This is a genomic window from Nonomuraea soli (genome assembly GCF_013761175.1).
In the GTDB taxonomy this organism is placed as follows: Bacteria; Actinomycetota; Actinomycetes; order Streptosporangiales; family Streptosporangiaceae; genus Nonomuraea; species Nonomuraea soli.
Genome location: NZ_JACDUR010000004.1, coordinates 432,370 through 456,127, shown reverse-complemented (window position 1 = coordinate 456,127; position 23,758 = coordinate 432,370). Strand labels below are relative to the sequence as shown.

Annotated in this window: 18 protein-coding genes; 6 read left to right on the top strand and 12 right to left on the bottom strand. The window is 70.1% G+C overall.

The annotated features are described in order from the left end of the window. Positions 1-216: 216 nt before the first annotated feature. On the bottom strand, positions 217-744 hold the full coding sequence (locus HNR30_RS20555; RefSeq protein ID WP_181611519.1) for a cysteine dioxygenase family protein: 528 nt from the start codon (positions 742-744) through the stop codon (positions 217-219). A gap of 100 nt (positions 745-844) precedes the next feature. Between HNR30_RS20555 and HNR30_RS20550 the strand changes: the two genes are divergently transcribed. Continuing rightward, positions 845-1,711 carry a LysR family transcriptional regulator gene (locus HNR30_RS20550; protein ID WP_181611518.1) on the top strand — a complete coding sequence of 289 codons (867 nt, stop codon included), beginning with the start codon at positions 845-847 and terminating at the stop codon, positions 1,709-1,711. A 21-nt stretch (positions 1,712-1,732) separates the two neighbouring features. Next, on the top strand, positions 1,733-2,353 hold the full coding sequence (locus HNR30_RS20545) for a LysE family translocator (protein WP_181611517.1): 621 nt from the start codon (positions 1,733-1,735) through the stop codon (positions 2,351-2,353). A gap of 66 nt (positions 2,354-2,419) precedes the next feature. On the opposite strand, the gene HNR30_RS20540 is transcribed toward HNR30_RS20545, so the two are convergent. Genes HNR30_RS20540 through HNR30_RS20520 form a run of 5 tightly spaced genes read right to left on the bottom strand, consistent with a single transcriptional unit; the run spans position 2,420 to position 8,597 of the window. Beyond that, complete coding sequence (locus HNR30_RS20540; RefSeq protein ID WP_181611516.1) at positions 2,420-3,985, bottom strand: acyl-CoA synthetase; 1,566 nt, start codon at positions 3,983-3,985, stop codon at positions 2,420-2,422. Positions 3,986-3,995: 10 nt separating this feature from the next. Further along, the gene (locus HNR30_RS20535; protein ID WP_181611515.1) at positions 3,996-5,144 is read right to left on the bottom strand and encodes a thiolase family protein; all 1,149 of its coding nucleotides are present in this window, start codon (positions 5,142-5,144) and stop codon (positions 3,996-3,998) included. Positions 5,145-5,150: 6 nt separating this feature from the next. After that, positions 5,151-6,167 carry a thiolase family protein gene (locus tag HNR30_RS20530; RefSeq protein ID WP_181611514.1) on the bottom strand — a complete coding sequence of 339 codons (1,017 nt, stop codon included), beginning with the start codon at positions 6,165-6,167 and terminating at the stop codon, positions 5,151-5,153. Further along, complete coding sequence (locus tag HNR30_RS20525) at positions 6,167-7,069, bottom strand: Zn-ribbon domain-containing OB-fold protein (RefSeq protein WP_181611513.1); 903 nt, start codon at positions 7,067-7,069, stop codon at positions 6,167-6,169. The genes HNR30_RS20530 and HNR30_RS20525 overlap by 1 nt, the downstream gene beginning before the upstream one ends. Continuing rightward, positions 7,053-8,597 (bottom strand): acyl-CoA synthetase, encoded by a 1,545-nt coding sequence (locus HNR30_RS20520; RefSeq protein ID WP_181611512.1) that lies wholly within the window; start codon positions 8,595-8,597, stop codon positions 7,053-7,055. The genes HNR30_RS20525 and HNR30_RS20520 overlap by 17 nt, the downstream gene beginning before the upstream one ends. A gap of 356 nt (positions 8,598-8,953) precedes the next feature. Here HNR30_RS20520 and HNR30_RS20515 point away from each other — a divergent pair, with 356 nt between their 5' ends. The 3 genes from HNR30_RS20515 (at position 8,954) to HNR30_RS20505 (ending at position 12,559) form a co-directional block, all read left to right on the top strand. Then, the gene (locus tag HNR30_RS20515; protein WP_181611511.1) at positions 8,954-10,987 is read left to right on the top strand and encodes a hypothetical protein; all 2,034 of its coding nucleotides are present in this window, start codon (positions 8,954-8,956) and stop codon (positions 10,985-10,987) included. 98 nt (positions 10,988-11,085) lie between these two features. Then, a complete protein-coding gene (locus HNR30_RS20510) occupies positions 11,086-11,724 on the top strand; it encodes a class F sortase (RefSeq protein ID WP_181611510.1) in 639 nt (212 codons plus the stop codon). A 25-nt stretch (positions 11,725-11,749) separates the two neighbouring features. Next, positions 11,750-12,559, top strand: coding sequence for a crotonase/enoyl-CoA hydratase family protein (locus HNR30_RS20505; RefSeq protein WP_181611509.1), 810 nt, complete (start codon positions 11,750-11,752; stop codon positions 12,557-12,559). A 3-nt stretch (positions 12,560-12,562) separates the two neighbouring features. Here HNR30_RS20505 and HNR30_RS20500 read toward each other — a convergent pair whose 3' ends face one another. Together HNR30_RS20500 and pgfA (HNR30_RS20495) are read right to left on the bottom strand one after the other, a co-directional pair. After that, positions 12,563-13,660, bottom strand: a complete 1,098-nt coding sequence (locus HNR30_RS20500) for an NAD(P)H-dependent flavin oxidoreductase (protein ID WP_181611508.1) — start codon at positions 13,658-13,660, stop codon at positions 12,563-12,565. Between the two features lie 33 nt (positions 13,661-13,693). Next, positions 13,694-14,590, bottom strand: a complete 897-nt coding sequence (pgfA, locus tag HNR30_RS20495) for a cell envelope lipid trafficking protein PgfA (RefSeq protein ID WP_312894533.1) — start codon at positions 14,588-14,590, stop codon at positions 13,694-13,696. Positions 14,591-14,725: 135 nt separating this feature from the next. Between pgfA (HNR30_RS20495) and HNR30_RS20490 the strand changes: the two genes are divergently transcribed. Then, positions 14,726-15,949, top strand: coding sequence for an acyltransferase family protein (locus HNR30_RS20490; RefSeq protein WP_312894532.1), 1,224 nt, complete (start codon positions 14,726-14,728; stop codon positions 15,947-15,949). Here the strand turns inward: HNR30_RS20490 and pgfA (HNR30_RS20485) are convergent. The 4 genes from pgfA (HNR30_RS20485) to HNR30_RS20470 are packed head-to-tail and all read right to left on the bottom strand — an operon-like array spanning position 15,849 to position 23,752. After that, complete coding sequence (gene pgfA / locus HNR30_RS20485) at positions 15,849-16,835, bottom strand: cell envelope lipid trafficking protein PgfA (RefSeq protein WP_181611505.1); 987 nt, start codon at positions 16,833-16,835, stop codon at positions 15,849-15,851. The genes HNR30_RS20490 and pgfA (HNR30_RS20485) overlap by 101 nt on opposite strands. Continuing rightward, complete coding sequence (locus tag HNR30_RS20480; protein WP_181611504.1) at positions 16,832-18,568, bottom strand: hypothetical protein; 1,737 nt, start codon at positions 18,566-18,568, stop codon at positions 16,832-16,834. Before HNR30_RS20480 ends, pgfA (HNR30_RS20485) begins: the two co-directional genes overlap by 4 nt. Further along, positions 18,555-22,598, bottom strand: a complete 4,044-nt coding sequence (locus HNR30_RS20475) for an alpha-(1->3)-arabinofuranosyltransferase domain-containing protein (protein WP_181611503.1) — start codon at positions 22,596-22,598, stop codon at positions 18,555-18,557. The genes HNR30_RS20480 and HNR30_RS20475 overlap by 14 nt, the downstream gene beginning before the upstream one ends. Next, on the bottom strand, positions 22,595-23,752 hold the full coding sequence (locus HNR30_RS20470) for a glycosyltransferase family 4 protein (RefSeq protein WP_181612143.1): 1,158 nt from the start codon (positions 23,750-23,752) through the stop codon (positions 22,595-22,597). Before HNR30_RS20470 ends, HNR30_RS20475 begins: the two co-directional genes overlap by 4 nt. Positions 23,753-23,758 lie beyond the last annotated feature (6 nt).

Here is a 23,758-nt window from a genome sequence, read left to right as displayed (position 1 = left end):
GCCGACCCTGCGGCCACGTGCGGCCTGGTCGCGCCGTGGGCGCGTCTCTTCACGGCCACGAAGCGCCCGGCGATACTCGGCCCGAATCACGGTAACGACCGGGGGTCCGGGGGCCGGCAGGCCCCCGGCTGGGGGTCTTGGGGGGCTCGGCCCCCCAAAGGAGGGGAGCCCGACCCCGAGCGGCGCGAAGCGCCCGGTGGTGGGAGGCCCATGCGGTCACAGGACGGGAAGGTCGTACACCCGGCGCACACTGCTTCCCGTCCGGCTGACGTCGGCGCCGTAGATGTGGATCGACACCCCCACCTCGTCATTGGTATTGATCACCGAGTGGATGTCTCCGGGCGGCGCGAACCCGCTGACCTCCCCCGGCCGGTTGTCCGCGCGCCCGATCTCCACCAGGTGGTCCCCCATGTCCCGGTAGAGCGTCTCGTGCTCGTTCCCGCTCAGCACCCCGAACGCGCACCAGGACAGGTGGTCGTGGATGACCGTCCCCTGTCCTGGGCGCCACACCACGGCCACGATCGAGAAGCCCGTCTCCGCGTGCAGCGGGAACGAGTGGTAGGTCTCGGCCTTCCCCGCCCGCTCCTGCTCGGTGAGGATGTCGAGACCCGGCAGGTGGGCGCGCAGGAAGTCGGCGACGGCGAAGGCGGTCTCGCGCTTGGACCGGCCGGCGGCGGTGATGCGGCGGACGCCGTCGACCAGGGTGGCGAGGCCGGGGCGGGTCAGGGTCGCGACCATATTCATGGTTTCCCCCTAGGGAATAGAGTTATTTCTCCTTCCCCTCTTACACTGCTCCACGACCCACCTATAGGTCCAACAGAAGTGTTTGGGGTTATATATAGACATGCTTGATGTAACCCGGCTCCGCGTCCTGGTCGCCGTGGCGCGCCGGGGGTCGCTCACCGCCGCCGCGCGCGACCTGCACTACTCGCAGCCCTCCGTCAGCCACCACCTGTCGCGCCTCGAAGCCGAGACCGGCACCAAGCTGCTGCAGCGCGTCGGCCGGGGCATCCGCCTGACCTCGGCGGGACGGCTGCTCGCCGAGCGCGCGGCCGAGATCATCGAACGGCTCGACGCCACCTCCGAGGAACTCGCCGCGCACGTCGGGCTCAGGTCGGGCCGCGTACGGCTGGCGGCCTTCCCCTCGGCGCTGGGCACGTTCGTCCCGGAGGCCGCGCGCCGCCTGTCACGGGAGCATCCGGGCCTGCGCCTCCAGCTCACCGAGACCGAGCCGCCCGAGGCCCTGCGCCTGCTGCGAGCGGGGCGCGTCGACGTGGCGGTCATCTTCCGCTACGACGACACCGAGCCGGAGGACGGCGACATCCGCATGATCCACCTGCTCGACGACCCGAGCTACCTGATCGGCCCGGACTCCGAGCTGTCAGGAGACCTCGCCGACCACCGAGACGCCGACTGGATCGCCGGGTGCGACCGTTGCCGCAGCCACCTGCTCGACATGTGCGCGCGTGCCGGGTTCGACCCGTCGATCTCCTTCACCAGCGACGACATCGTCGCCGTCCAGGCGCTGGTGGCGGCCGGGCTGGGCCTGACCGTCCTGCCTGGCCTGGCGCTGCAGGCGCACCGCCATCCCGCCGTCGGCATCGCGCCCATCCCCGGCTCGACCAGGCACGTCTACGCGGCCGTGTACGGCGAGCCGCCCGACCAGCCCAGCACCGCGGCGCTGCTCGACGCCCTGTGCATAACCCGTTGACGGCGCTTCTACGCTGGTGACATGCCAGATCTGACGACTCTCGCCCTGTTCTGCGCCGCCACGCTGGCGCTGCTCGTGGTGCCAGGACCCGCCGTGGTCTACATCGTCACCAGGAGCGTCGCGCAAGGCAGGGCCGCCGGCCTGGTCTCGGTGGCGGGCATCCACGCGGGTTCGGTCGTCCATGTCGTGGCCGCCGCCCTGGGCATCAGCGCCCTGCTGGCCGCCAGCGCCACCGCCTTCACCATCGTCAAGGTCCTGGGCGTGGCCTACCTCGTCTACCTCGGCGTCCGCGCGATCATCAAGCGCGACACCGCGGACCTGGTGGAGCTGAAGGTGCACTCCAAGAAGAGGTTGTTCTGGGAGGGCTTCGTGGTCAACGTGCTCAACCCGAAGACCGCGATCTTCTTCCTGGCCTTCCTGCCGCAGTTCGTCGACACCGCCCACCCGGTGGCGCCGCAGATCGCGCTGCTGGGCGCGGTGTGGATCGTGCTGGGCCTGGCCTCCGACGGCGCCTTTGCGCTGCTGGCGTCGGCGCTGGCCGGCAAGCTGCGCGGCTCGGCCAGGGCCCGCCGCCGGCTCAACGTCGGCAGCGGGCTGATCTACCTGGGCCTGGGCGCCTACCTGGCCACGTCCAAGAGCTAGAGGAGCTTCTCCTCAACGGCGTCGTGGCACGACCGGAGCCGTCGTGCCACGACGTAGCACTTCCCGTCAGCTTGCGGCCTCGGCCGTTTCCCGTGCCCAGCGATAGTCGGCCTTGCCCGCGGGCGAACGCTGCATCCGCTCGACGAACACATACGTGCGCGGCACCTTGTAGCCCGACAGCCGCTCCCTGCAGTGGGCGTCGAGATCCTCCTGCGTCACCTCGACACCGGGACGGGGTTCGACCACCGCCGCGACCCGCGACCCCCACAACTCGTCGGGCACCGCCGTCACGACCGCGTCGAAGACCGCCTCATGGCCCTTGAGCACGGCCTCCACCTCCTCGGGGAAGACCTTCTCGCCGCCGGTGTTGATGCACTGCGAGCCTCGGCCCAGGATGGTGATGATGCCGTCGTCGTCGATCGTGGCCAGGTCGCCGGTGAGCAGCCAGCGGGTGCCGTTCTCGTCGGTGGCGAAGGTTTTCGCGGTCTTCTCGGGGTCGTTGTAGTAACCGAAGGCGATGTGCCCGGCTTTGGCCATCGTGCCCATCTGGCCAGGTCCGACCGGCTGGAGCTTCTCGTCGAGGACCGCGATTCTCGAGGTCGCGTTGGGTTGGTATTTCAGACCCTTCTCCGGAGTCGACCCCGGAACCCCCGAAGCCGTGTACCCGGATTCGGTCGATCCGAAATTATCGAGGATCATGACGTTGGGTAAGAGCTCCTGCAGCCGGTCACGCACCGCGCCGGACAGGATCGCGCCCGTGGAGCTGACCACCATCAGACCCGACAGGTCGTAGCTGTTGCGCTCCAGCGCGTCGGCCAGCGGCCTGGCCATCGCGTCACCGGTGATGTTGACCGTCAGCACCCGCTCGCGCTCCACCGTGCGCCACACCTCGTCGGCGTCGAAGCGCCGCACGTAGGCGATCGCCGCGCCCATCCACCACGCCAGGAACGTGCCCACCTGCGCCGCCCCGTGCATCAGCGGGGGCGCCGCCATCATCACGAACGGGTTGGCGGCGACCGCGGCGTCGATCACCTCCTGCGGCGTCGCGCGCGGCTCGCCGTACGGATTGCCGCCGCCGAAGGCCATGAACAGGTCCTCGACGTGCCACATCGCGCCCTTGGGCATGCCGGTGGTGCCGCCGGTGTAGATGATGTAGACGTCCTGGCCGGAACGGGTCTCGAAGTCCCTGACCGGCGAGGCGGCCGCCAGGGCCTCCTGGTACGGCACGGCGCCCTCGTCCTGCCCGCCCACCACGACCCTCGTCGTGATCTTGGGCGTCAGCGACGCCGCCACCCGGCCGGCGAACTCCACGTCGTAGACGAGCGCCACGATGTCGGAGTCCTGGTAGAGGTAGCGCAGCTCCGCTTCGACATAGCGGTAGTTCACGTTGATCGGCACCGCGCGGAGCTTCAACGTCGCCAGCAGCGTGGCCACGTATTCGACGCCGTTGTAGAGCTGCATGCCGACGTGGTCGCCTGGCCCCACCCCCTGGGCCTGGAGGTGGTGGGCCAGCCGGTTGGCCTCCTCCTCCAGTTCCAGGAAGGTGCGCCGGTCCTCACCGCAGACCAGCGCGGTGCGTTCCCCGACCGTGTCGACCAGCCCCTCGAACAGGTCGGCGTGGTTGAACTCCATCGGCTCCTCCTCAGGGCTTGCGGCTCCCGACGATCCACATGGCGAAGAACTGGGCGCCTCCGCCGTACGCATGGCCCAGCGCCCGCCGCGCGCCGTCCACCTGGTGCTCCCCCGCCATCCCTCTGACCTGCTGAGCCGCCTCGGCGAACCTGATCAGCCCTGACGCCCCGATCGGGTTGCTCGACAACACCCCGCCCGAGGCGTTCCACGGGATGTCGCCGTCGAGCGCGGTCGCGCCCGACTCGGTCAGCTTCCAGCCCTCGCCCTCGGCCGCGAAGCCGAGGTTCTCCAGCCACATCGGCTCGTACCAGGAGAAGGGCACGTACACCTCGGCCACGTCGAGTTCGCGACGCGGGTCGGTGATGCCCGCCTGCGCGTAGACGTCGGCCGCGCAGTCCTTGCCGCCCTGCGGGTTGACGGTGTCGCGGCCCGCGCGGAAGATCGGCTCCGAGCGCATGGCCGTGCCGAGCACCCAGGCGGGGGTGCCGGTCACCTTGCTCTCGGACGACAGCACCATCGCGCAGGCCCCGTCACTCGACGGGCAGGTCTCCAGGTAGCGGATCGGCTCCCACAACATCGGGGTGCTCTCGACCATCTCGCGGTTGATCCCGGGGATCTTCAGATGGGCGTAGGGGTTCTTCAGCGCGTTGAGCCGGTCCTTGACCGCGACGAGCGTGCCGATGTGGTCGGGGGCGCCGGAGCGCCTGATGTACTCCCTGATGTGCGGCGCGAAGTAGCCTCCCGCGCCCACCACCAGCGAGGCGTTGAACGGCAGGTGGGTCGACAGCGCCCAGGTGGCGTTCGACTCCGACTGCTTCTCGAAGGCGACCACCAGGACTCTCTCGTGCACGCCGCCCTGGATGAGGCTGGCGCCCACCAGGCCGGTCGATCCTCCGACGCTGCCCGCCGTGTGGACGCGCATCATCGGCTTGCCGGCCGCGCCCAGCGCGTCGGCCAGGTACGCCTCGGGCATCATGACGCCCTCGAACAGGTCCGGGGCCTTGCCGATCACCACGGCGTCGATGTCCTTGAAGGTCAGGCCCGCGTCCTCCAGGGCCCTGAGCGCCGCCTCGCGGACCAGGCCCGCGATCGACACGTCGTGGCGTTTGGTCGTGTAGGCCGTCTGGCCGACGCCGATCACCGCGCAACGGTTGCTCACGGTCGTTCACCCCTCCAGGACGGTGACGAGGTTGTGCTGGAGGCACGGCCCGCTCGCGGCGTGGCCGACCGCGCGGGAGGCGGTGCCGTCCATGACGCGGCGCGCGGCCTCGCCGATGCGGATGAGCCCGGTGGCCATCACGGGGTTGGCGCACAGCGCTCCCCCCGACGGGTTCACGAGCGTGGAATCGGGCAGGCCGAGGGCCTCGCGGAGGATGAGCTCCTCGTGGCTGAAGCAGGCATGGAGCTCGGCGACGTCGACGTGACCCTTGCCGACCCCCGCCGCTCGTGCGGCATCGGCGGCGGAGGCCGACCGGGCCAGATCCCGCATACCCAGGTAGTGGGGGTCTATGCGATGGGCGATGCCGGTGATGTAGGCGGGACGGGCGGCCAGGTCGGCGATCGCGTCGCCTGCGGCCAGGACGACGGCCGCGGCGCCGTCGGTGATCGGCGCGATGTCCCAGGCCAGCAGCGGGTCCACCACGGGATCGCCCGGTTCCGCGGGCAGTTCGAGCGCGTGGGGGTTGGTAGCCCCGGCCTCGCGGCTGCGCCGCGCCACCGCGTCGAGGTCGGCCCGCGACGCGCCCAGGGCCGAGGCCTGCAGGGCGGCGTACGACAGCTGGTCGAGTCCGAGCGGGTAGAGGTAGTACGGGTCAAGCTGAAGGGTCATGATCGAGCGCAGGTCGCCCAGCGACGACTTGCCGAAGCCGTAGACGAGGGCGGTGTCGACGTCGCCGTGCTGGAGCCTGACCCAGGCCTCGTAGAGTGCCCAGGCGCCGTCCATCTCGACGTGCGACTCGGCGATGGGCGGCCAGGCGCCGACGGCGTCGAGCGCGGAGACGAAGGAGAACGGGGCGCCCGCCAGGTAGTCGCAGGAGCCCGAGCAGGTGAAGCCGAAGCGCCGCATCCCGGTCTGGGAGCGGATCTCCTCCAGCACGGGCAGCATGAGCTCGGGCTCGGACAGTCCGGAGTCGGTGGCGGTGTGCCGGGTCTGGGCGAAGGCGACGATCGCTACGTCCCGCATCAGAGCTCCACGTCCTGTTCGCCGGTGGGCGCGAACCACTTGATGTTGCCCATGCCCGCCGTACGCTCCTCCTCCGGGACCCAGACCGCGCGCACGCGCATGCCCTGCCGTACCTCGTGGGCCGGGACGTCGCCGAGCAGGGCGATCATCGGCACGTCGGCGCCGTCGATGAGGATGTACGCCGAGACGAACGGCACTTGCGGCGCGCGGGGGTCGGGCAGGTTGTTGATCGCGAACGTGGTGACCGTGCCGGTGTCGGGCAGGGTGACCTCGCCGCTGATGGCGTTGCCGCACTCCGGGCACGACGACCGGTACGGCACGTAGACCTTGTCGCAGGTGGTGCAGCGGCTGCCGAGGAAGGTCCCGGCGCGGATGCCCTCCAGGAAGCGGCTGAGCGAGGCTCCGGCCCTGATCTTGTACGGCACGCGCACCGGCGAGACGATGCGCGTCACCTCGGGCACGAAGCAGGCGATGTCGGTGATCGACCCGGTGCGTTCCGCGCTCCAGCGTGGCCTGACCCTGGTGCCCGGCCTGAGCGTCTTGGGGTCACCCGCGTCGACGGCGTGGACCAGGCAGGTGTCGGCGCCGTCGAGCTTGATCAGCGCCCAGGCGAAGGGCCGGTCGAGCGGGTGCTGCGGTCGCGGTTCGTGCACCCAGGACCAGGCGGCCAGCGTGCCGGAGGGCCCGACCTCGACCCACTCGCCGGTGACCGGGTCGCCGGTGCCGGGGTCGTATTCAAGGGGCGGGACCAGCACCCGTCCCTCCTGGGTGCGCACGCCGAGGATCCGGCCGTCGCGTAACTCGGTGAGGAAGCGCCCGATCACCGGCCCGGTGGTGCGGGTGTAACCGCCGGGGAACTCCAGCACGTGATCGGCGACGAGGTCCTCAGATGGCACGGCCATGTCCCTCCCAGTAGGGATCGCGCAACTTGCGTTTGAGCAGCTTGCCGTTGGGTTCGCGGGGCATCTCGGCGATGAAGTCGACGCTCTTGGGCCACTTCATCCTGGCCAGGCGGCCCTCCAGCGAGGCGAGGATCTCCTGCGCGAGCTCGGGGCCGGGGGTGGAGCCGGGAGCGGCCTCGATGACGGCCTTGATCTGCTCGCCCCACTCCTCGTCGGGGACGCCGAACACGGCGACGTCGGCGACCTTGGGGTGGATCATGATCTCGTTCTCGATCTCGGCCGGGTAGATGTTGGTCCCGCCCGAGATGATCATGTCGGCCTTGCGGTCGCACAGGAACAGGAAACCCTCGTCGTCGAGGTAGCCGATGTCGCCGACGGTGAAGTAGTCGTCGAGCCGGCCCGCCTCGGTCTTGGCCCGGTCGCCCTTGTACTCGAAGGAGACGCCCATCATCTTCATGTAGATCGTGCCGGGGGTGCCGGTTGGAACAGGTTTCAGCTCGTCGTCGACGATGAGCAGCTCGCTGATCGGCCAGGCCTTGCCGACGGTGCCCGGGTGCGCCTTCCAGTCCTCGGGGGTGGCGATCGTGCCGCCGCCCTCGGTGGCCGCGTAGTACTCGTAGACGCAGTCGCCCCACCACTCGAGCATCGCCTGCTTGACCGGGACCGGGCAGGGCGCGGCCGCGTGGATCATCCAGCGCAGCGACGAGAGGTCGTAGGCCCCCTTCACCTCGTCGGGCAGGGCCAGGAGGCGCTTGAAGTGCGTCGGCACGAGGTGGGAGTTGGTGACCCGGTGGCGCTCGCACAGGCGCAGCGTCTCCTCGGGGTCCCACTTGTCCATGTAGACGAGGGTGTGGCCCATGTGCAGGGCCGTGCCGCCGAACTGGGTGACGGCCGTGTGGTAGTTCGGCGAGGTGACCAGGTGGGCGTTGGGCTTGCCGGGCGTCATGCCGAACAGCGACAGCAGGAAGGTCATCAGCTCGGCGCCGTCGTCGGGGTCCAGGCCGCTGAGCCTGCGGCGCACTCCCTTCGGCTTGCCGGTGGTGCCCGAGGTGTAGTGCATCGTGGCGCCCGCCGTACGGTCGCCAGGCAGCGTGTCGGGCATGGCGTCGACCAGCTCGCCGACGGGCCTGAACCCGGGGATCTCACCGAAGGCGAAGCGGCGCGAGGCGTCGATCGCCTCGGCGGCCCGCCCGCCCTCCTCGGCGAACCTCGGGTGCACGAAGAACGCCTTGGCCTCGCTGTCGGCCACGATGTAGCCGATCTCGGGGCCGGTCAGGTGCCAGTTGATCGGGGTGTAGTACCAGCCGGCCTGCAGGGCGGCGAGGTAGAGCACCAGCCCGTCGACGCCGTTCGGGACGAGGCCGCACAAGCCGTCGCCGGGTTGCAGCCCCAGCTCGCGTAAGCCGTGCACCATCCGGTTGGCCCGCGCGAGCAGGTCCCCGGCACGGTGTTCCGTGCCGTCGGGATCCACCGCGGCGACCCACTCGGGATCCGCCTGCGCCAATCTCCAGAAGCCGAGCGTGCCCATCGGAACTCCCTCGCGGTCTTCCCCTCGGGACGGCGATCGGAGCGAATCACGTTCCGGGCGGGACGGCAAGGCTCCGAACGACCGAACGAGAACAGGTTCTCGTTCGGTGGCCGCAGACTAACCCCGCCAGGGCTTACCTAGCAAGCGCTTGGGATGATCACCTCACCAGTACACTCTAGTCCCATTAGTCCGTTTCGTTGCGGTTTGGTAATGAAAGTGCAAAAGATCCCAAGGGCTGCCGTTTTTGTCCGCTTTACGGTGTCTTTGTACGACATGATGTCCAGCGCGAAGGTGGCGTGTTTCCCGAGATCGGGGGTCTCCCGAACCCCGCGCCTTCCTTCGTCGATTGGAAGAAGATGCGTTTCAGCAAGTCACTCGCCGTGGCCGGCGCGCTGGGCCTCGCGGTCCTCACCGCCGCCCCCGCGATGGCCGACGAGATCCCCGCGGACCTGGCCGCCGCCGTCGAGCAGCAGTCGCCGGCGCCTTCCGAGCAGCCTTCGGAGCAGCCTTCGGGCAAGCCGGCCGAGAAGCCCGCCGCGCGTCCGACCGAGCGTCCGACCCCGCCGGCCCAGACCCCGGAAGCCGGGACGGGCCACTACAACGTCAAGCTCGGGCTGAGCACCTACGAGGCCAAGGCCGGCCAGCAGGTCACGGCCCGCGTGCACACCTCGCACCGGATCGACTCCGCGACGTTCAGCTCCGACCTGTTCGGCACCCGGACCGTCAAGCTCGACCGCGGCTTCGGCGAGATCACCTTCACCGTCCCCGCCAAGGCCGACAGCGGCACCTTCCCCGTCACCGTCACGGCGGGCGGCAGGTCCGACAGCGCCAATCTCAAGGTCACCGAGGTGGCCCAGGAGCTCAAGATCGGCCTGAGCACCTACGAGGCCAAGGCCGGCCAGCAGGTCACCGTGCGCGCCCACGCCGACTCCCGGGCCGGCGAGATCATCTTCAGCTCGGACCTGTTCGGCGCCAAGACCGTCCCGCTGTCCGGCGACAGCGACGGCTACGGCGTGGCCGAGTACACCTTCACCGTCCCGGCCCAAGCCGACAGCGGCACCTTCGACGTGCGCGCCGACGCCAACCGCTTCGGCAAGGTGAGCACCCGGCTCAAGGTGACCGAGGTCGCCTCCATCGAGCCGCGCATCGGCATGAAGCACGTCGTCGTCCCGGGCGAGTCGGTGACCGTCGACGTCGTCGGCGACCTGCGCGCCGGTGAGGCCATCGTCAGCGGCGACGCCTTCGAGCGCACCTACACCGTGCCGCTGAAGGACGCCGGCAAGGGCGTCGGCCGCGCCACCTTCACCGCCGTCATCGCCAAGGACGCCAAGCCGGGCAGCAGCGCGGTCCGCGCCGACTTCGGCCGCTGGGGCAAGGCCGAGGGCAGCATCACGGTCGAGGCCGACAAGCCCGTCGCCTTCGGCATCTCGGTCTCCCCCGCCGCCGTCAAGGCCGGCGAGCGCGTCACCTACACGGTGACCGGCAAGGCCGCCGACGCCTACATCGAGTCGCCGGCGTTCTGGGCGAAGATCACCGAGAACATGACGCTCGGCACCACCAGGACCGGGCAGGTCGCCACCAACCCCGGGGCCAAGCCCGGCACCTACCCGGTGTTCGTCGTCTTCAAGGATGCCGCGGGCGCCGAGGTCGGCCGCGCCAGGACCTCGGTCACCATCAAGGGCGAGCAGGCCGCGCCGAGCGTGGACCTCGGCCTCGAGCCGCGCGCCGTGGTCGCCGGCCAGAGCTACCACGCGGGCGTGACGACCAAGAACGTCAAGCCCGGCAGCCTGGTCACCTTCACCGACCCCGGCGGCAAGCGTCACTACGCCAGGACCGACGCGTACGGCACGGCCCGCGTGAAGCTGACCGCGCCCAAGGGCACCAAGCCCGGCCGCTACACCGTGACCGCCGAGGTCGCGGGCAAGCGTGACTCCGCCACCCTCACCGTGGTGAAGCCCGCTCCGAAGGCCCAGGTCAACCTTGAGCTCAACCCCGGCTCGGTCGTCGCGGGCGGCAAGTTCACCGCCTTCGTCGCGACCAAGCACGTGGCTCCTGGTACCAAGGTCGTCATCGTCGACCCGAACGGCAAGGCGTTCAAGGTCTCGGTGAACAGGTTCGGCGTGGCCGCCAAGCGCTTCCACGTGCCGTCCTACGTCAAGGCCGGCGGGTACTGGTTCAAGGCCTACGTGAACGGCGCCTCCGACGCCGACAAGCTCACGGTCAGGACCCGCGTGGTCGCGCAGTCGGACGACTTCACCCCCAAGGGTGGCGCGGCGACCGGCGGCGGCCTGGCTCAGAACAACATGGCCGGGGTGGCGCTGGGCGGTCTGCTGATCGCCGGTGGCGCCGGTTCGGCCGTGTGGGGCCGCCGCAAGGCCGAGCAGGCCTGAGCAGAGTCGGCCCAGAGCCGACTGGGAGTTCGCCGCCTCGGCCCCGTGAAGGGGCCGCGGCGGCACTCTGCTATCCAGCACCGAACAGGGGGAAGAGCTTGAAGCGCACGATGTTCCAGACGTTGGCGGCGATCCTGGTGTTCTGCGGCTGCCTGATGGTCGCGGGGGCGATCAAGGGCGAGCCGCTGCCGGCGCAGGCCGCCGAGAAGCGGCCGGTGGCGGCGGCCACCACGCGGGCGCCGGAGCCGGTGGGCATGTTCGCCGAGGAGGTCGCCGAGCTGCCGGAGTCGGAGCCGGTGTCGATGAGCATCCCGGACATCGGCGTGAAGGACGCGGTGATCGACCCGGTCGGCCTCAACGCCGACCAGACGATCGAGGTGCCGCCGCTGGCCGAGCCCGGCCTGGTCGGCTGGTACAAGCATCGCCCCACGCCCGGCGAGGCGGGCGGGGCCGTCCTGGTGGGCCATGTCGACGCGTACGGCAAGCCGGCCGTCTTCTCCAAGGTCCACGACCTGAGGCCGGGCGCCGTGATCACCGTCGACCGCGAGGACGGCACCACGGCCAGGTTCGCGGTCGACGCCCTGGAGCAGGTCGGCAAGGACGCCTTCCCGACCGGCAAGGTGTACGGCAAGACTGACGCGGCCGAGCTGCGGCTGATCACCTGCGGTGGCGCGTTCGACCAGGCGACGGGACACTACGAGGACAACATCATCGTCTACGCGCACCTGGTGAGCTAGCGATTGCTTGGTTAGTGTGGGGCGCATGGATCTCCTGCCGATCAGCACCCCTCACTGCCGCATCGAGCGCGACGGCCATGTCGTCACCGTGACCATGAACCGCCCGGAGGCGCGCAACGCGCTCTCCTCCGACATGCTGGTCGGACTGGCCTCGGCCTGGGCGTACATCTCCGAGGAGCCCGGCGTCCGGGTGGCCATCCTGACCGGCGCCGAGGGCGTCTTCTGCGCGGGCGCCGACCTGAAGGCCATGGGCACGCCCTCCACCGACCCCGCGGTCCAGGAACGCGCGGCCAGGATCCAGGACTACCACTGGAAGGGCCTGCTGCGTCTGGAGCTGCCCACCAAGCCCATCGTCTGCGCCGTCGAGGGCTACGCCGTGGCCGGCGGCACCGAACTGCTGATCGGCACCGACCTGCGGGTCGTGGCGGAGTCGGCCACGCTCGGGCTGTTCGAGGCCAAGCGGGCGCTGTTCCCGATGGGCGGCGCCGCCATCAGGCTGCCGCGGCAGATCCCCTACTGCCACGCCATGGACCTGCTGCTCACCGGCCGCTCGATCACCGCGGCAGAGGCGCTGCGGATGGGGCTGGTCAACCGGGTGGTCCCCGACGGTCAGGCGCTCCAGAGCGCGCGGGAGATCGCCGACGACATCGCCTCCTCCGGGCCGCTGGCCGTACAGGCGATCCTGCGCACCTATCGCGACACGCTGGGCATGGCGGAGCCGGAGGCGCTGAAGGTCTCCGACGAGTACGGCTGGCCCGTGATCGGCTCCGAGGACGCCAAGGAGGGATCACGGGCCTTCAAGGAGAAGCGGCCCGCGACGTACGAGGGCCGCTGAGAGTCACTTCTCCAGGCCGCCGAGCCGTTCCACCGCCTCGATGTAGCCGGACACCAGGTCGAACACGACGTCCTTCGCCGATTTGACCTGGTTCATGGTCCCGATGATCTGCCCGGCCGGGAACGTCGCCAGCTCGGAGGCGTCCGAGCGCCCGATGCGCCGCAGCGCGTCGGAGACGAGCATGAACTGCAGCGGCATCGGCAGGGTCCCCGGGGAGTCCTCCGACTCCCAGGCGTCGGTCCACTCGTTCTTGAGCAGCCGCGCCGGCTTGCCCGTCCACGACCGCGAGCGCACGGTGTCGCGCGAGGTCGCCGCCAGGATGCGCTGCCGGGCCATGGCCGGGGTGTCGGCCTCCTCGACGGTGAGCCAGATCGAGCCGGTCCACACGCCCTCGGCGCCCAGCGCCATGCCCGCGGCCATCTGGCGGCCGTCGCCGATCCCGCCCGCCGCCAGCACCGGCACGTCGACCGCGTCCACGACCTGGGGGATGAGCACCATGGTGGTGATCTCCCCGGTGTGCCCTCCGGCCTCGGTGCCCTGCGCGACGACGATGTCGACGCCCACCTCGACCTGCTTGACGGCATGGCGCGGGGTGGAGGCCAGGGCGGCGACCTTCACGCCGTGCTGGTGGGCCAGTTCGACCACGTCGGCCGGAGGCGGGCCGAGCGCGTTGGCCAGCAGCGCGATCGGGTGCCGTAGCGCCACCTCGACCTGGGGCCTGGCTGTGGCGTCGGTCCAGCCGAGCAGCACCTTGCCCGCCTCGCCGCTCGACTCGGGCACGTTGTGCGCGGCCAGCAGGTCGTCGACGAATGCCCGGTGCCCTTCGGGGATCATGCCCTGCAGTCGCCCGACGAGTTCCTCAGGGGCGAAGTCCGCGCCGGCGTAGGAGGCGGGCATGACCACGTCGACGCCGTAGGGCTTGCCGTCGACGTGGTCGTCGATCCATTTGAGCTCCATCTCGAGCTCTTCGGGGGTGAAGTAGAGAGCGCCGAGGACACCCATGCCCCCGGCGCGGCTCACTGCCGCGACGACGTCGCGGCAGTGACTGAATGCGAAGATCGGTAACTCGATTCCCAGCATGTCTGTGACACGGGTCCGCATGCCCCAGACGATACAACTGAAGTGAAACAGGTTCTAGTTAGTCTTGCGGCGCCCGATCAGGATTCCGCCGACCAGCAGCACCGCACCCACCACGAGAAGGATCAGCGGCAGGGTGTTGGTGATCAGGTTGATCTGGCTCTTGCCGCTGGAGGCGCTGTCGACCAGGCCCTTGATCGTGTCGGGGGTCATCACCGCGGTCGCCACGAAGGCCTTGGAGCGCTCGACGCCGTCGGAGCTCTTGAGCACCTCGTTGCGCTGCTGCTCCTGCTTGACCGGGGAACCGGTGACCGGCTCGATCCAGTAGGTGTTCTTGCCTTCGTACCAGCGGTCGAGCTGCACGTCGCCGGTCTGGGTCATGCCGAAGACGTTGGCGGGAGCGGTGAGGGTCTGGGTCTTGGTCGCGGGCACGGTCTGCTCGAAGACGTAGACCGGCAGGCCGTTGACCACGTCTTCCTTGACGAACGTGGCGTCGTAGGCCTTGCGCACGGTGCTGTTGAAGACCTTGTAGGTCTTCTTCTCCACACCGAAGGGGAACTTGTAGATCTGCCCCTCGATCTGGACCGGCTCCTTCTGCACGTTGACGCCGCAGCAGTTGACGCCCACGCCGCTGGCGCGGTCGAAGGCGCTGCGCCGCTCGGACAGGTCGATGACGCGGCGGTTGTTGGTGCGGTCGTTGACGACCGTGGCCTCGTCCCAGACGACGCGGTCGGCGTTGGCCTCCTTCACGTCGCCGCGCGTGGTGACGATGATGTCGAGGTCGGCGGTCAGGACCTTGAGGTCCTGCCGGGAGAAGTACTGCGCCCCCTTGGCCTCCAGGTTGCTGACCCCGAACTGGTTGGACTTGACCCCGGACGAGATGATCTTGTCGGCGGCCCAGAACTTCACCAGCGGTGCGAGCGCGATACAGAACGCCCCGAGACCGATAAGCACGACAGAGACAATCCGGCGCATGAATCCTCCTGCTGGGGGCTTGAGACGAGGACCCTCTATGTACTGAAATGAGATTTCTACTGAGCGGTAATGTTAGTGCCGCCAGTGAGCAACGTCACCGAGGGATGCGAAATAGTGACCGAAACAGGTTCTACCCCACGGGTCGACGGTCACCAGACTCCGCTTGACGGCGTTCGTGCCGTCGCGGCTTTCGTGGTGCTCACCTTCCACGTGGCCATGGAGACCGGAGCGGGGATGCAGCCCGGCTTCTACCCCAGCCTGCTGGCCCGCGGCGATGTCGCCGTCCCGATCTTCTTCGCGCTCTCCGGCCTGCTGCTCTACCGCCCCTGGGCAATGCGGCTGCTGCTCCACCGGCCCGGCCCGGATCTGCGGTCCTACTTCCGCAAGCGTGCCCTTCGCATCCTGCCCGCCTACTGGCTGGTGGTGGTCACCGCCATGCTGCTGTGGAGCCGCGAACATCTCGACAACGTGGTGACCTGGATCGAGCTGCTGTTGCTCGGCCAGGTCTACGACATGGACCAGTGGTGGGCGCCGAACCTGGGGCCGCGTGGACTGGCCCAAATGTGGAGCCTCAGCGTCGAGGTCAGCTTCTACCTGGCGCTGCCCCTGATCGCCTGGGCACTGGACGCCTTCGCCCGTCGCGGCGGGCAGAGCGTGGACGCCAGGGCGAAGCGGCTGCTGCTGGGCCTGGGGGTGCTGGCCGCGCTGTCCTACGTATGGTGCGTGCTGACGTACTACCCGGTCCACTCCCCGTCGATGTCGCTGTGGCTGCCGCGCGGCCTGACGTACTTCAGCGCCGGCATGATCCTCACCGTCGTGGCGGTGTGGGCCGTGGCCGATCCGGAGGGACGCGGCGCACGCCTGAGCCGCGCGCTGGCGGGCTCGTGGGGCTCGTGCTGGCTGGCGGCCGCATTCACCTACGCCATCGCCGCCACGCCGATCAGCGGGCCGCGCTTCTTCGGCATCGACCACCTCTGGACCAGCATGTTCGAGCTGATGCTCTACACGGTGGTGGCGTTCTTCCTGCTGGCGCCCGTGGCCGCGGACGCCAGCCTGCCGGGCAGGCTGCTCGGCAGCCCGGTGATGGCCTACCTGGGGCGCATCTCCTACGGCATCTTCCTGTGGCAGTTCGTCGTCCTGTACGCCTGGTACGAGCTGACCGGACAGCAGCAGTGGACCGGAGGCTTCCTCACGAACCTGCTGGCCGTGTCCGCCATCACGGTGGCGGTGTCCGATGTCAGCTATCGCCTGGTGGAGCGCCCGCTTCAGCGGCTCGGGGCCCGGGCGCGCTCTCGTCCTGCGCCTGCTCCTGCCGAGCCGGCGGAGGCGCGGAGCTGACCCGCCACCCCGACCACAAGCCCGTTGCCGTCATCACCAGCCCGAGCCCACCGAAGACCAGCGGTAGCACGGTCCGCATCAGGGCGGAGTAGAGCACCACCCGCCGCGCCGAAGCGGCCAGCGCCGCCGTGTCGGCCGCGCTCGTCGTCAGTTCGGCCCGCAGCAGGGTCCTGGCCTCCTGACCGCCGGGAGCCACCAACGTGTCGACCCGCTGCTCCGTCACCTTCACCGGGATGCCGCTGACCGGCTCGACCCACACGCTCCTCGTGATCGCCACGTGCCGTTCCAGTGTCACCTGGCCCCTGCCCTGAACCGACAGGACGGAGTACGGCAGGGCGATGCCCTCCCCGGTGAAGGTGCGCGGCACGGTCTGCGCATAGCGGTGGACGGTCAGGCCGTGCAGACTCTCCACGGCCTGGAACCGCGCGGGAAAGCTCTGCCCGGTGACCGGATCGGTGAGCGGATAGTCGCGCCGACTCGCGTCGAAGGGCCAGCGGAAGGCCAGGCCACTGGCCTTGGCAGGGTAGGCGGCGCAGCAGTCGACGGCAAATCCAGTTCGCCGGTCGAAGCCCAGCCGCCGCTGCCGGTAGTCGACCCGTTCGCCGCCCGACCGGTTGAGCGTGGCGAACTCGGTCCAGACGGCCACCTCGGAGTCGGCGGCGCCGCGGTCGCCCGACAGGACGATGGTCTGCACCAGCGACTCCCCTGTCCGTTCGCGCAGCTCTGCGGTGTCGAAGACGGTGCCCCGATCACCCTCCATGCGCACGGTCAGCGCCGGGTCGACGGGATGAGCCAGCGCCCTGCCATACACGGCGAACGGCAGCAGGACGGCCATGACGAGCAGGAAGGAGCCGATCCCGGCCGTGGCCATGGCGAGCCGCCTCATGGCGCCGCGACGGGCCGACCGATCGTGAGGTCGCCGAAACACATCTTCACCCCCTGGGTCATCTCGGTGAGCCGTACGCTGCGCAGGTCGCCCGGCGCGGTGAAGTAGATCTGGGACAGCCCCTCGCCAACCTCCACATGTTTCCTGTCGTCGCCCAGCACCAGCGTGACGCGGCCGGGTCCCGGCGAGTAGGTGCCGAGCCTGACGAGCCCGCCGAGCGGCACAGGCTCGTGCAGCGGCACCACGACGTCCGTGCCGTCGGCCTTCCAGCACGACCCGGGCGGGTCGACCTTCCGACCGTCCACGGTGACCGGCCTGAGCCTGCCCTGGTCGTCGAAGACGAGCCCCTCCGGGCCGGCGCCGGGCAGGTAGAGCTCCAGCATGCGCTGCGGGGCCAGCGGCAGGACGATCCGGGAGAGAAGGGCGTACTCCCCGTAGGTCGGCGAGATCATGAAGTCGGGCGCCACGCGGTCGAAGATCGGCCGGTCGTTGGGCAGCTCGGCCAGTGCCTGACGGGCGTTGGCGATGAACTCGGCCCTGCGCGAGCCCAGGTGAGTGCCGAACAAGGTGATCGAGATCAGCGAGCCGACCAGGAAACCCCCGAGCAGCATCCCGCCGGTCCCGAAGCGCACCTCCCGGCTGGGAAGTTCCCTCCTGTACGGCTCCGCCTCGCCCACCACCGGCATGGTGAGCAGCCCGATGACGAGGGCCATCACCGGGACGGCATCCGCCAGGTAGCGGGTGTCGCTGCCGAGGAAGCCACCTAGCATGTGCGCCCTGCCGACCAGCACCGGCGCGAGGCCGGCGGCCAGCACGTAGCCGAGCAGGATCAGCCAGGCCCACACCGCCCGGCGGCGGTAGCGGATGGTCAGCGCCACCAGCACGGCCAGCAGCACCAGTGCGACGATCACCACCGTGAGGAGGGGGCTGACCGTGGCCCAGTCGTGTCCGGAGAACCAGCGGCCCGGCCCGCCCAGCACGCTGGTGGCCAGGGTTCTGCCGAGCAGCTGCCAGGTGAGGTCCAGGGCGACGGGGACGCCGGGGAAGCCCGATCCCTCGTCGGCTCCACCGCCTCCGAGCGTGAAGTAGAGCATCACGTATCCAGCCAGCGCCGTGCCGTACAGGATCCAGGTCCGGGGTCCGACACGTGCGCGGTCGCGGAAGTAGCCGAGCGTCAGAGCCAGCAGGAGGATGACGATGACGGCGGCCTTGAGGAAGAAGGCCAGGCCGAACAGGACCCATCCGACGGCCTGCAGCGCGAGCGGCAGCCGGCCGGTACGCAGGTGCTTGACGTGGGCAGCCACCGCCATGGGCAGGGCGATCAGCAGCGGGATGGTGTTCAGCATGGCGGCCCACCAGGCGGTTACGGGCACGGTCAGCACGCTGAACAGGAAGATCGCCAGTGGCACCAGAATCCCCCGGCGGCGGCCGAACACCACGGTCAGCATGTGAAGCACGGCCAAGCCGGCCAGCGCATGGCCGACCAGGCCGACCCCCGTGACCAGGCCCCAAGAGTAGGGCGCGATGCGGGTCAGCACCCAGGCCAGCAGGAAGCCGCCGGGCATGAACTGGCCGTGATGCATCCTGGTCAGGTAGTCCCAGCCGAGGCTGTCCTCGACCGCGCGGGCGCTGAACTCGAAGTCGTCCTCCTTGAAGAACGCCTCCTGCACGATCAGGCCCTTCACCAGTACCGACAGCGCGATCAGCACGAGCGCCACGCTACGCAGCCTCATGCGGCCACCTGGCTTCCAGACTCCAATTGGCCGCGGCGAGCAGGGCCAGGGCGAACAGGCAGAACAGCTGCGCGACCGGGAGCCCCAGGGTGGCCCATGCTCCAGCCAGCGCCACGGGGATCAGCCACGGGCTCGCCATCCGGCGGGCCAGCCGCGACAAGGGCGGACGCAGGTGTTCCGCGCCCGCGACTGTACTCAGCTGCCGGAAGATCAGGAAACCCGCCACCGCGACGGAGAGCCCGGCCCAGCCCGCGGTCGCCAGCCCGATTCCTGCCAGGACCAGCGTCAGCCCGGCCGCCGACAGCCCGGCGGGCCGCAGCGGGGCCCTCGGACGCGAGGGGATCAGGGCGGCCAGCACCACGAGCAGCGCCAGCGCCCCACCGCCCGCCAGGGTCCAGGTGTAGGGCCGGTCGGGCACGTAGGTCATGGCGACCACGCCCGACGCCGTCTCGGGCAGCAGCCAGGCCTGCCGCCAGCCGTCGAGCCGTACGGGGGTGAGCACACGCCCGGCGAGGCTGGCCCGCCAGCCCACGTTGAAGTTCTCGTTGACGATCAGGTAGCTCTCCTGGGTGGTGCTGACCGGCACCCGCCGCTCGGCCGGGGTCCAGCTGAGCGGCTTGGCGGCGGTCATCCGCACCTGGGGCCTGTCAACCTGCGAGCTCTTGGGACGCACCGCCATCGACTGGATCTGGAAGTCGTCGGTCGAGGGCGAGACGATCCTGATCGGCCCCGCCGCCACGGCCACCCGTGCGCAGCTGCGGAAGCTGACCGGCCTGCCGTGCGCCAGGTCGTCGAGGGTGCCGCCGACCACCTCGGTCGGCACGCGGCGGCCGTTGACCTCCAGGCTGGGACCGAAGCCGCACGACCGCCGGGCCTGCTGCCCCTCCAGCGACGGCAGCGGATCGGTCCCCGGCACCTGGAGTTCGATGACCTCAACCTCCTGGCGTGCGGCTGCCGTGAACTCCAGCTTGAAGACGCTCGCCGTGATCGGCGCGAAGGTGAACAGGCCGTCGGCGCCCACCCATCCTGTACGGCTCTGCCAGCCGGACCGCACGGTCAGCCGCATCGGCGACGCGCCCAGGTAGGCGTCGGGCAGGCGCACCCGCAGCCACGACAGCTTCTTGGTCTCCCCCAGGTCGACGGTGAGGGTGGGACGCAGGTCGTCCGGGTGGGCGTACCAGGCGGTGCGCCGGTCGCCGTCCATGGCGGAGCGCGCTCCCACGGCACTGTGATCCACCGCCACGGAGGAGGCCCGCACCTTGATCGGGGAACCAGGCGATTCGAGCTGCCTGGCCAGCGCGCCGGGCGACGTCATGACCGCCCGGCCGGTGATCACCCGTTCCCCCGGTTCCTGGGTGACGATGGTGCGGTCGAAGCCGTTGCCATCGTCTCCCTGAATGGCCAGGCGCTGCGAGCAGGCCCAGGCATAGGAGCCGTGCATGCACGGCGACGCGCCGCCCTGGCGGCTGAGCACGGCGGTCGGCACGCCCTTGCCGTCCTCCTTCACGCCGGGAACCGACAGGGTCCGCGCCGCATCAACGCCGGGGATGGTCAGTTCCAGGATGCCGACTCTGGGCGGAGCCCGGAAGGGGTCGGGCCTGGCCAGCCGCGTCACCGTGACGCGCAGCCGGCTGCTGAGCCCGGTGGGCACCAGCAGCGTCTGCCGGACCTGCCCGGGGTCGACGTCGATCAGGCGGCTGCCCGCATCGCTGTCGACGCGGATCTGCGCCACCGGTGCCACCTCGACGCTGCGGTCGAGAGCCAGCGTGATCATACCGAGCCGTACGGGCCGGCTGAAGCGCACCTCCAGCCACTGGCCGATCGCGCCGTCCCAGCCGTGGCTGCGCCAGCCGGTGCGCAGGTCCCGGTCCAGGGCTGCGTACGGCAGGCGGCCCGCGTCGCGGGTCTGCGAGGTGGCGTCCAGCTCTGCCTCGGAGGAGGAGGCGGTGACGCCGGAGACGCCGTGGTAGGCGGCCGTGGTCGTGTAGCCGGTCCAGGCGGGATCGGTCAGGTCGTCGGCCGGGGGTTTCCTGGCGAACTTCTCGCCCTCGGCGAGGGTGGCCGAGGTCGCCCGGTGAACGTCGCTGAAGGCCAGCTGGCGTTTGCGCAGGGTGTCGGTGAGCACGGTGTCGGCCGTGGGCACCTCGGTGCCCGGGCTGTCGTCGCCGATCAGGGTGGGCCTGTCGTCGGTGAGCAGCTGTTCGTCGGCCAGCGGCAGCAGCGCCTCAGGACCTCCGGTGACGCGGATGGTCCCGGCCGTGGATACGGTCCCCACGAGTGGGGCGGTGCCGGCGACCTCGTAGATCTCCAGGGCGTCGTACGGCTGGTCGATCCAGCCTGAGGCGGTGGTGTGCTGCGGGATGCCGACCTGCTTGCCGTACCCGCCGACCCTGAACAGGCCGGGCGACTCCTCGATGGCCTCGTGTACGCGGGCGGGCCAGCCCTCGGTGATGGTGGCGCGATCCAGGTCGTTGCGGACCAGCAGGTAGCGCACCCCCATGCGGCGCAGCACGGTGGTCAGCCCTTCAGAGCCTTGCCCTCCGGCGAACCGTTCGTCGATCGCGCGCAGCAGCCTGCTCACGCCAGCGGAGCCCCAGGGCATGTTGCTGCTGGTGGCCCAGCGGGCCTTCTTCAGCAGCGACTGCATAGGCTCGTCCAGCGGGCGGCCCCAGTCGTACTCTCCGCGCCGCGAGCCCGGCACCGCCAGCACCAGGCCCTCGCCCGCGTGCTCGTCGAGCCAGGCGCCCGCCTGCTGCCAATGGTCGGGGAAGTTCCAGAACGACCCGCCCGTCGACAGCCCGAAGGCGGCCACAGGGAGCATGGTCACCCCGACGAGTGCGGCGGTCACGGGCACGACGACGCGCCGCGGCTTGACCTGGGCCAGCAGCATCGCCAGGCCCGCGACCAGCGGCAGGCGGACGAGCGCGTCGAACTTGTGCAGGTTGCGGAAGGCCGCGAGCGGCCCGTCGAACAGCTCGCGCAGCGCGGGTGTGAGCGGGGTGGCGAGATCGGTGACGTGGCCGGCGGAGACCACCGCCACCCCGACGAGCAGGGTGATCAGCAGGAAGGCGCGTTCTGGATTGCGCCGCGCGGCCAGGCCCGCCAGCCCCAGCGCGGCGACCGCGAGCGTGGCGGCGATCAGCCACGGATGAGTGGACAGCTCAGCCGAGGCGGGCACCCAGTCGCGGCCGTCCACGCGCAGGAAGCCGAGCCAGCTGGACGTGCCGCGCAGCACGTTGGCCAGCGACGTGACCGAGGTGACGGCCCCCGCGGTCTCGATGTACGGCAGGAAGGAGAAGATGTAGCGGCCCAGCAGCACCAGCGAGGCCAGCCACCACGTGCTCGCCAGCGCCACTGCGGGCAGCCACCACAGCAGCATCCTGAGTCGTCCTGGGCCGCGCCGGGTGAGCAGGTAGATCAGGGGGATGACCAGCACCGCGAGCTCGGCGGCCGCATTGACGCCTCCGGCGAACAGAAGCGCCGCGGCCGAAAGGAGCGCCGCCCTGCGTGGCCCCCAGCGCCCGCGCGCCCCGTGCACCAGCGGAAGCATGATCCACGGCAGCACGGCGCTGGGCAGGAACTCCGAGGAGTTGATGCCGACCAGGGCCTGCGCGTGTGGGGCCAGCGCGTAGGCCAGGCCTGCCACCAAGCGGGTCCAATGGTTGCCGATGCGGAGCGCACGCAGCAGGTGCACGGCTCCGACGAAGGCCGCGCATAGCACCAGGGCCATCCACATCCGCTGAACGTTCCACGCGGGGATGCCCAGGCCCAGTCCTGCGGCGTAGAACGGGCCCATCGGGAACAGGTAGCCGTAGGCCTGGTTCTGCAGGTGGCCGAAGTAGCTGTCGTCCCACAGGTACAACGCCCTGGACAGGAAGCCGACCGGATCGACGGCCATGTCGACTTTGGTCTCCGACAGGATCCGCTCGGGCATCGTGTTGAACGCGACCGCCGTCAGAAACAGGCATCCCGCGATCAGGCGTAGCCGGTGGCGGATTCCCGTTCCTGATTCGTCGGCCTTCGAAGTCACTCAGATCTCTTGATATCGGAATTTGTCAGCAAGAGCTCGGTCATATTAGCGCCGGTCCGGGACCACGAGAACTGTCCCGCCCAGGTCACGCACGCCAACTGGATCTCCGTACGGCGTCGCGGGTCCGACAGTTCCTTGACCGCTCGCCGTACGACATCGGCGAAGGTCTCGCCCTCCTTGACCAGCCACCCGGTCTCGCCGTCGCGCACGGAATCGCGCAGACCGGCCACGTCGTAGGCGACCGTGGGCACGCCCAGCGCGGCGGCCTCGATGACGGTCAGCCCCCAGCCCTCGAACTCCGAGGCGGTGACGTTCAGCAGCGCCGAGGCGAGGATGGCATCCTTGGCTGGGTCGTCGAGGAAACCGTGGACGTGCACCCGCTCGCGCCCGGCCGCGGCGAGGGGCTCCAGCTCGGGGCCGCGGCCGACGATGTGCACGCGCAGCGCGGGATAGTCGTCGGCGAGTTGCTCGGCCAGGTCGGCCACCTGCTCGACGCGCTTGTGCCCGATCAGCCTGCCGACATAGACCAGCGCGGGCTCGCCGCTGGCGGGCGGTCCCTCGGTCCTGACGCGGGCGGGGCTGCCGTTGGGGATCACCTGGATCGGGGCGAGCCACCGCAGCTTCTCGCGCAGATCGTGGCGTGACGACTCCGAGACGGTCACGGTTGGGCAGCGCCGGTAGACCAGGCGCGCGACCGGTCCTTCGACGAAGCAGCCGACCCTGGCCGGCCAGCGCGGAAAGAACGCGTGGAACTGCCGGTCATGCACGTGGTGGACGAGACTGATCACGGTGGTACGGCGGCGCACGACCACCGGGGAGAAGAACGGGATGCCGTTCATGCAGTCGATGACCACGTCGAAGCGGCGCCGGCGCAGGAGCAGCCAGAGGGGCACCAGCAGGTAGACCAGGAAGCGGTTGCCCATACGACGCAGGTCGATGCCGTCGCAGCGTTCCTGGCGAGACTGGCCGGGCTCCCTGCTGGTCAGGAAGGTGACCTCAGCGCCCTCCGCGACGAAGTACCGGCTGATCTGCCAGGCGTATTCCTCTGCGCCTCCCGCGGCCGCCTGCCGCGGCTCGCGGAAGTTGCACAGGGCGACCCGGAGGCCGCTCAGCTGTCCGGTGAGCGTCTGCGTCTCCGTCTGCCCACCGGTCATGACCAC

Bases quoted from the DNA above. Each gene is read 5' to 3' on its own strand.
- HNR30_RS20525 (WP_181611513.1), bottom strand. From the start codon at position 7,069: ATGGCCGTGCCATCTGAGGACCTCGTCGCCGATCACGTGCTGGAGTTC.
- HNR30_RS20515 (WP_181611511.1), top strand. From the start codon at position 8,954: ATGCGTTTCAGCAAGTCACTCGCCGTGGCCGGCGCGCTGGGCCTCGCG.
- HNR30_RS20550 (WP_181611518.1), top strand. From the start codon at position 845: ATGCTTGATGTAACCCGGCTCCGCGTCCTGGTCGCCGTGGCGCGCCGG.
- HNR30_RS20545 (WP_181611517.1), top strand. From the start codon at position 1,733: ATGCCAGATCTGACGACTCTCGCCCTGTTCTGCGCCGCCACGCTGGCG.
- HNR30_RS20470 (WP_181612143.1), bottom strand. From the start codon at position 23,752: ATGACCGGTGGGCAGACGGAGACGCAGACGCTCACCGGACAGCTGAGC.
- HNR30_RS20520 (WP_181611512.1), bottom strand. From the start codon at position 8,597: ATGGGCACGCTCGGCTTCTGGAGATTGGCGCAGGCGGATCCCGAGTGG.
- HNR30_RS20530 (WP_181611514.1), bottom strand. From the start codon at position 6,167: ATGCGGGACGTAGCGATCGTCGCCTTCGCCCAGACCCGGCACACCGCC.
- HNR30_RS20555 (WP_181611519.1), bottom strand. From the start codon at position 744: ATGAATATGGTCGCGACCCTGACCCGCCCCGGCCTCGCCACCCTGGTC.
- pgfA (WP_181611505.1), bottom strand. From the start codon at position 16,835: ATGAGGCGGCTCGCCATGGCCACGGCCGGGATCGGCTCCTTCCTGCTC.
- HNR30_RS20480 (WP_181611504.1), bottom strand. From the start codon at position 18,568: ATGAGGCTGCGTAGCGTGGCGCTCGTGCTGATCGCGCTGTCGGTACTG.
- HNR30_RS20500 (WP_181611508.1), bottom strand. From the start codon at position 13,660: ATGCGGACCCGTGTCACAGACATGCTGGGAATCGAGTTACCGATCTTC.
- HNR30_RS20505 (WP_181611509.1), top strand. From the start codon at position 11,750: ATGGATCTCCTGCCGATCAGCACCCCTCACTGCCGCATCGAGCGCGAC.
- HNR30_RS20540 (WP_181611516.1), bottom strand. From the start codon at position 3,985: ATGGAGTTCAACCACGCCGACCTGTTCGAGGGGCTGGTCGACACGGTC.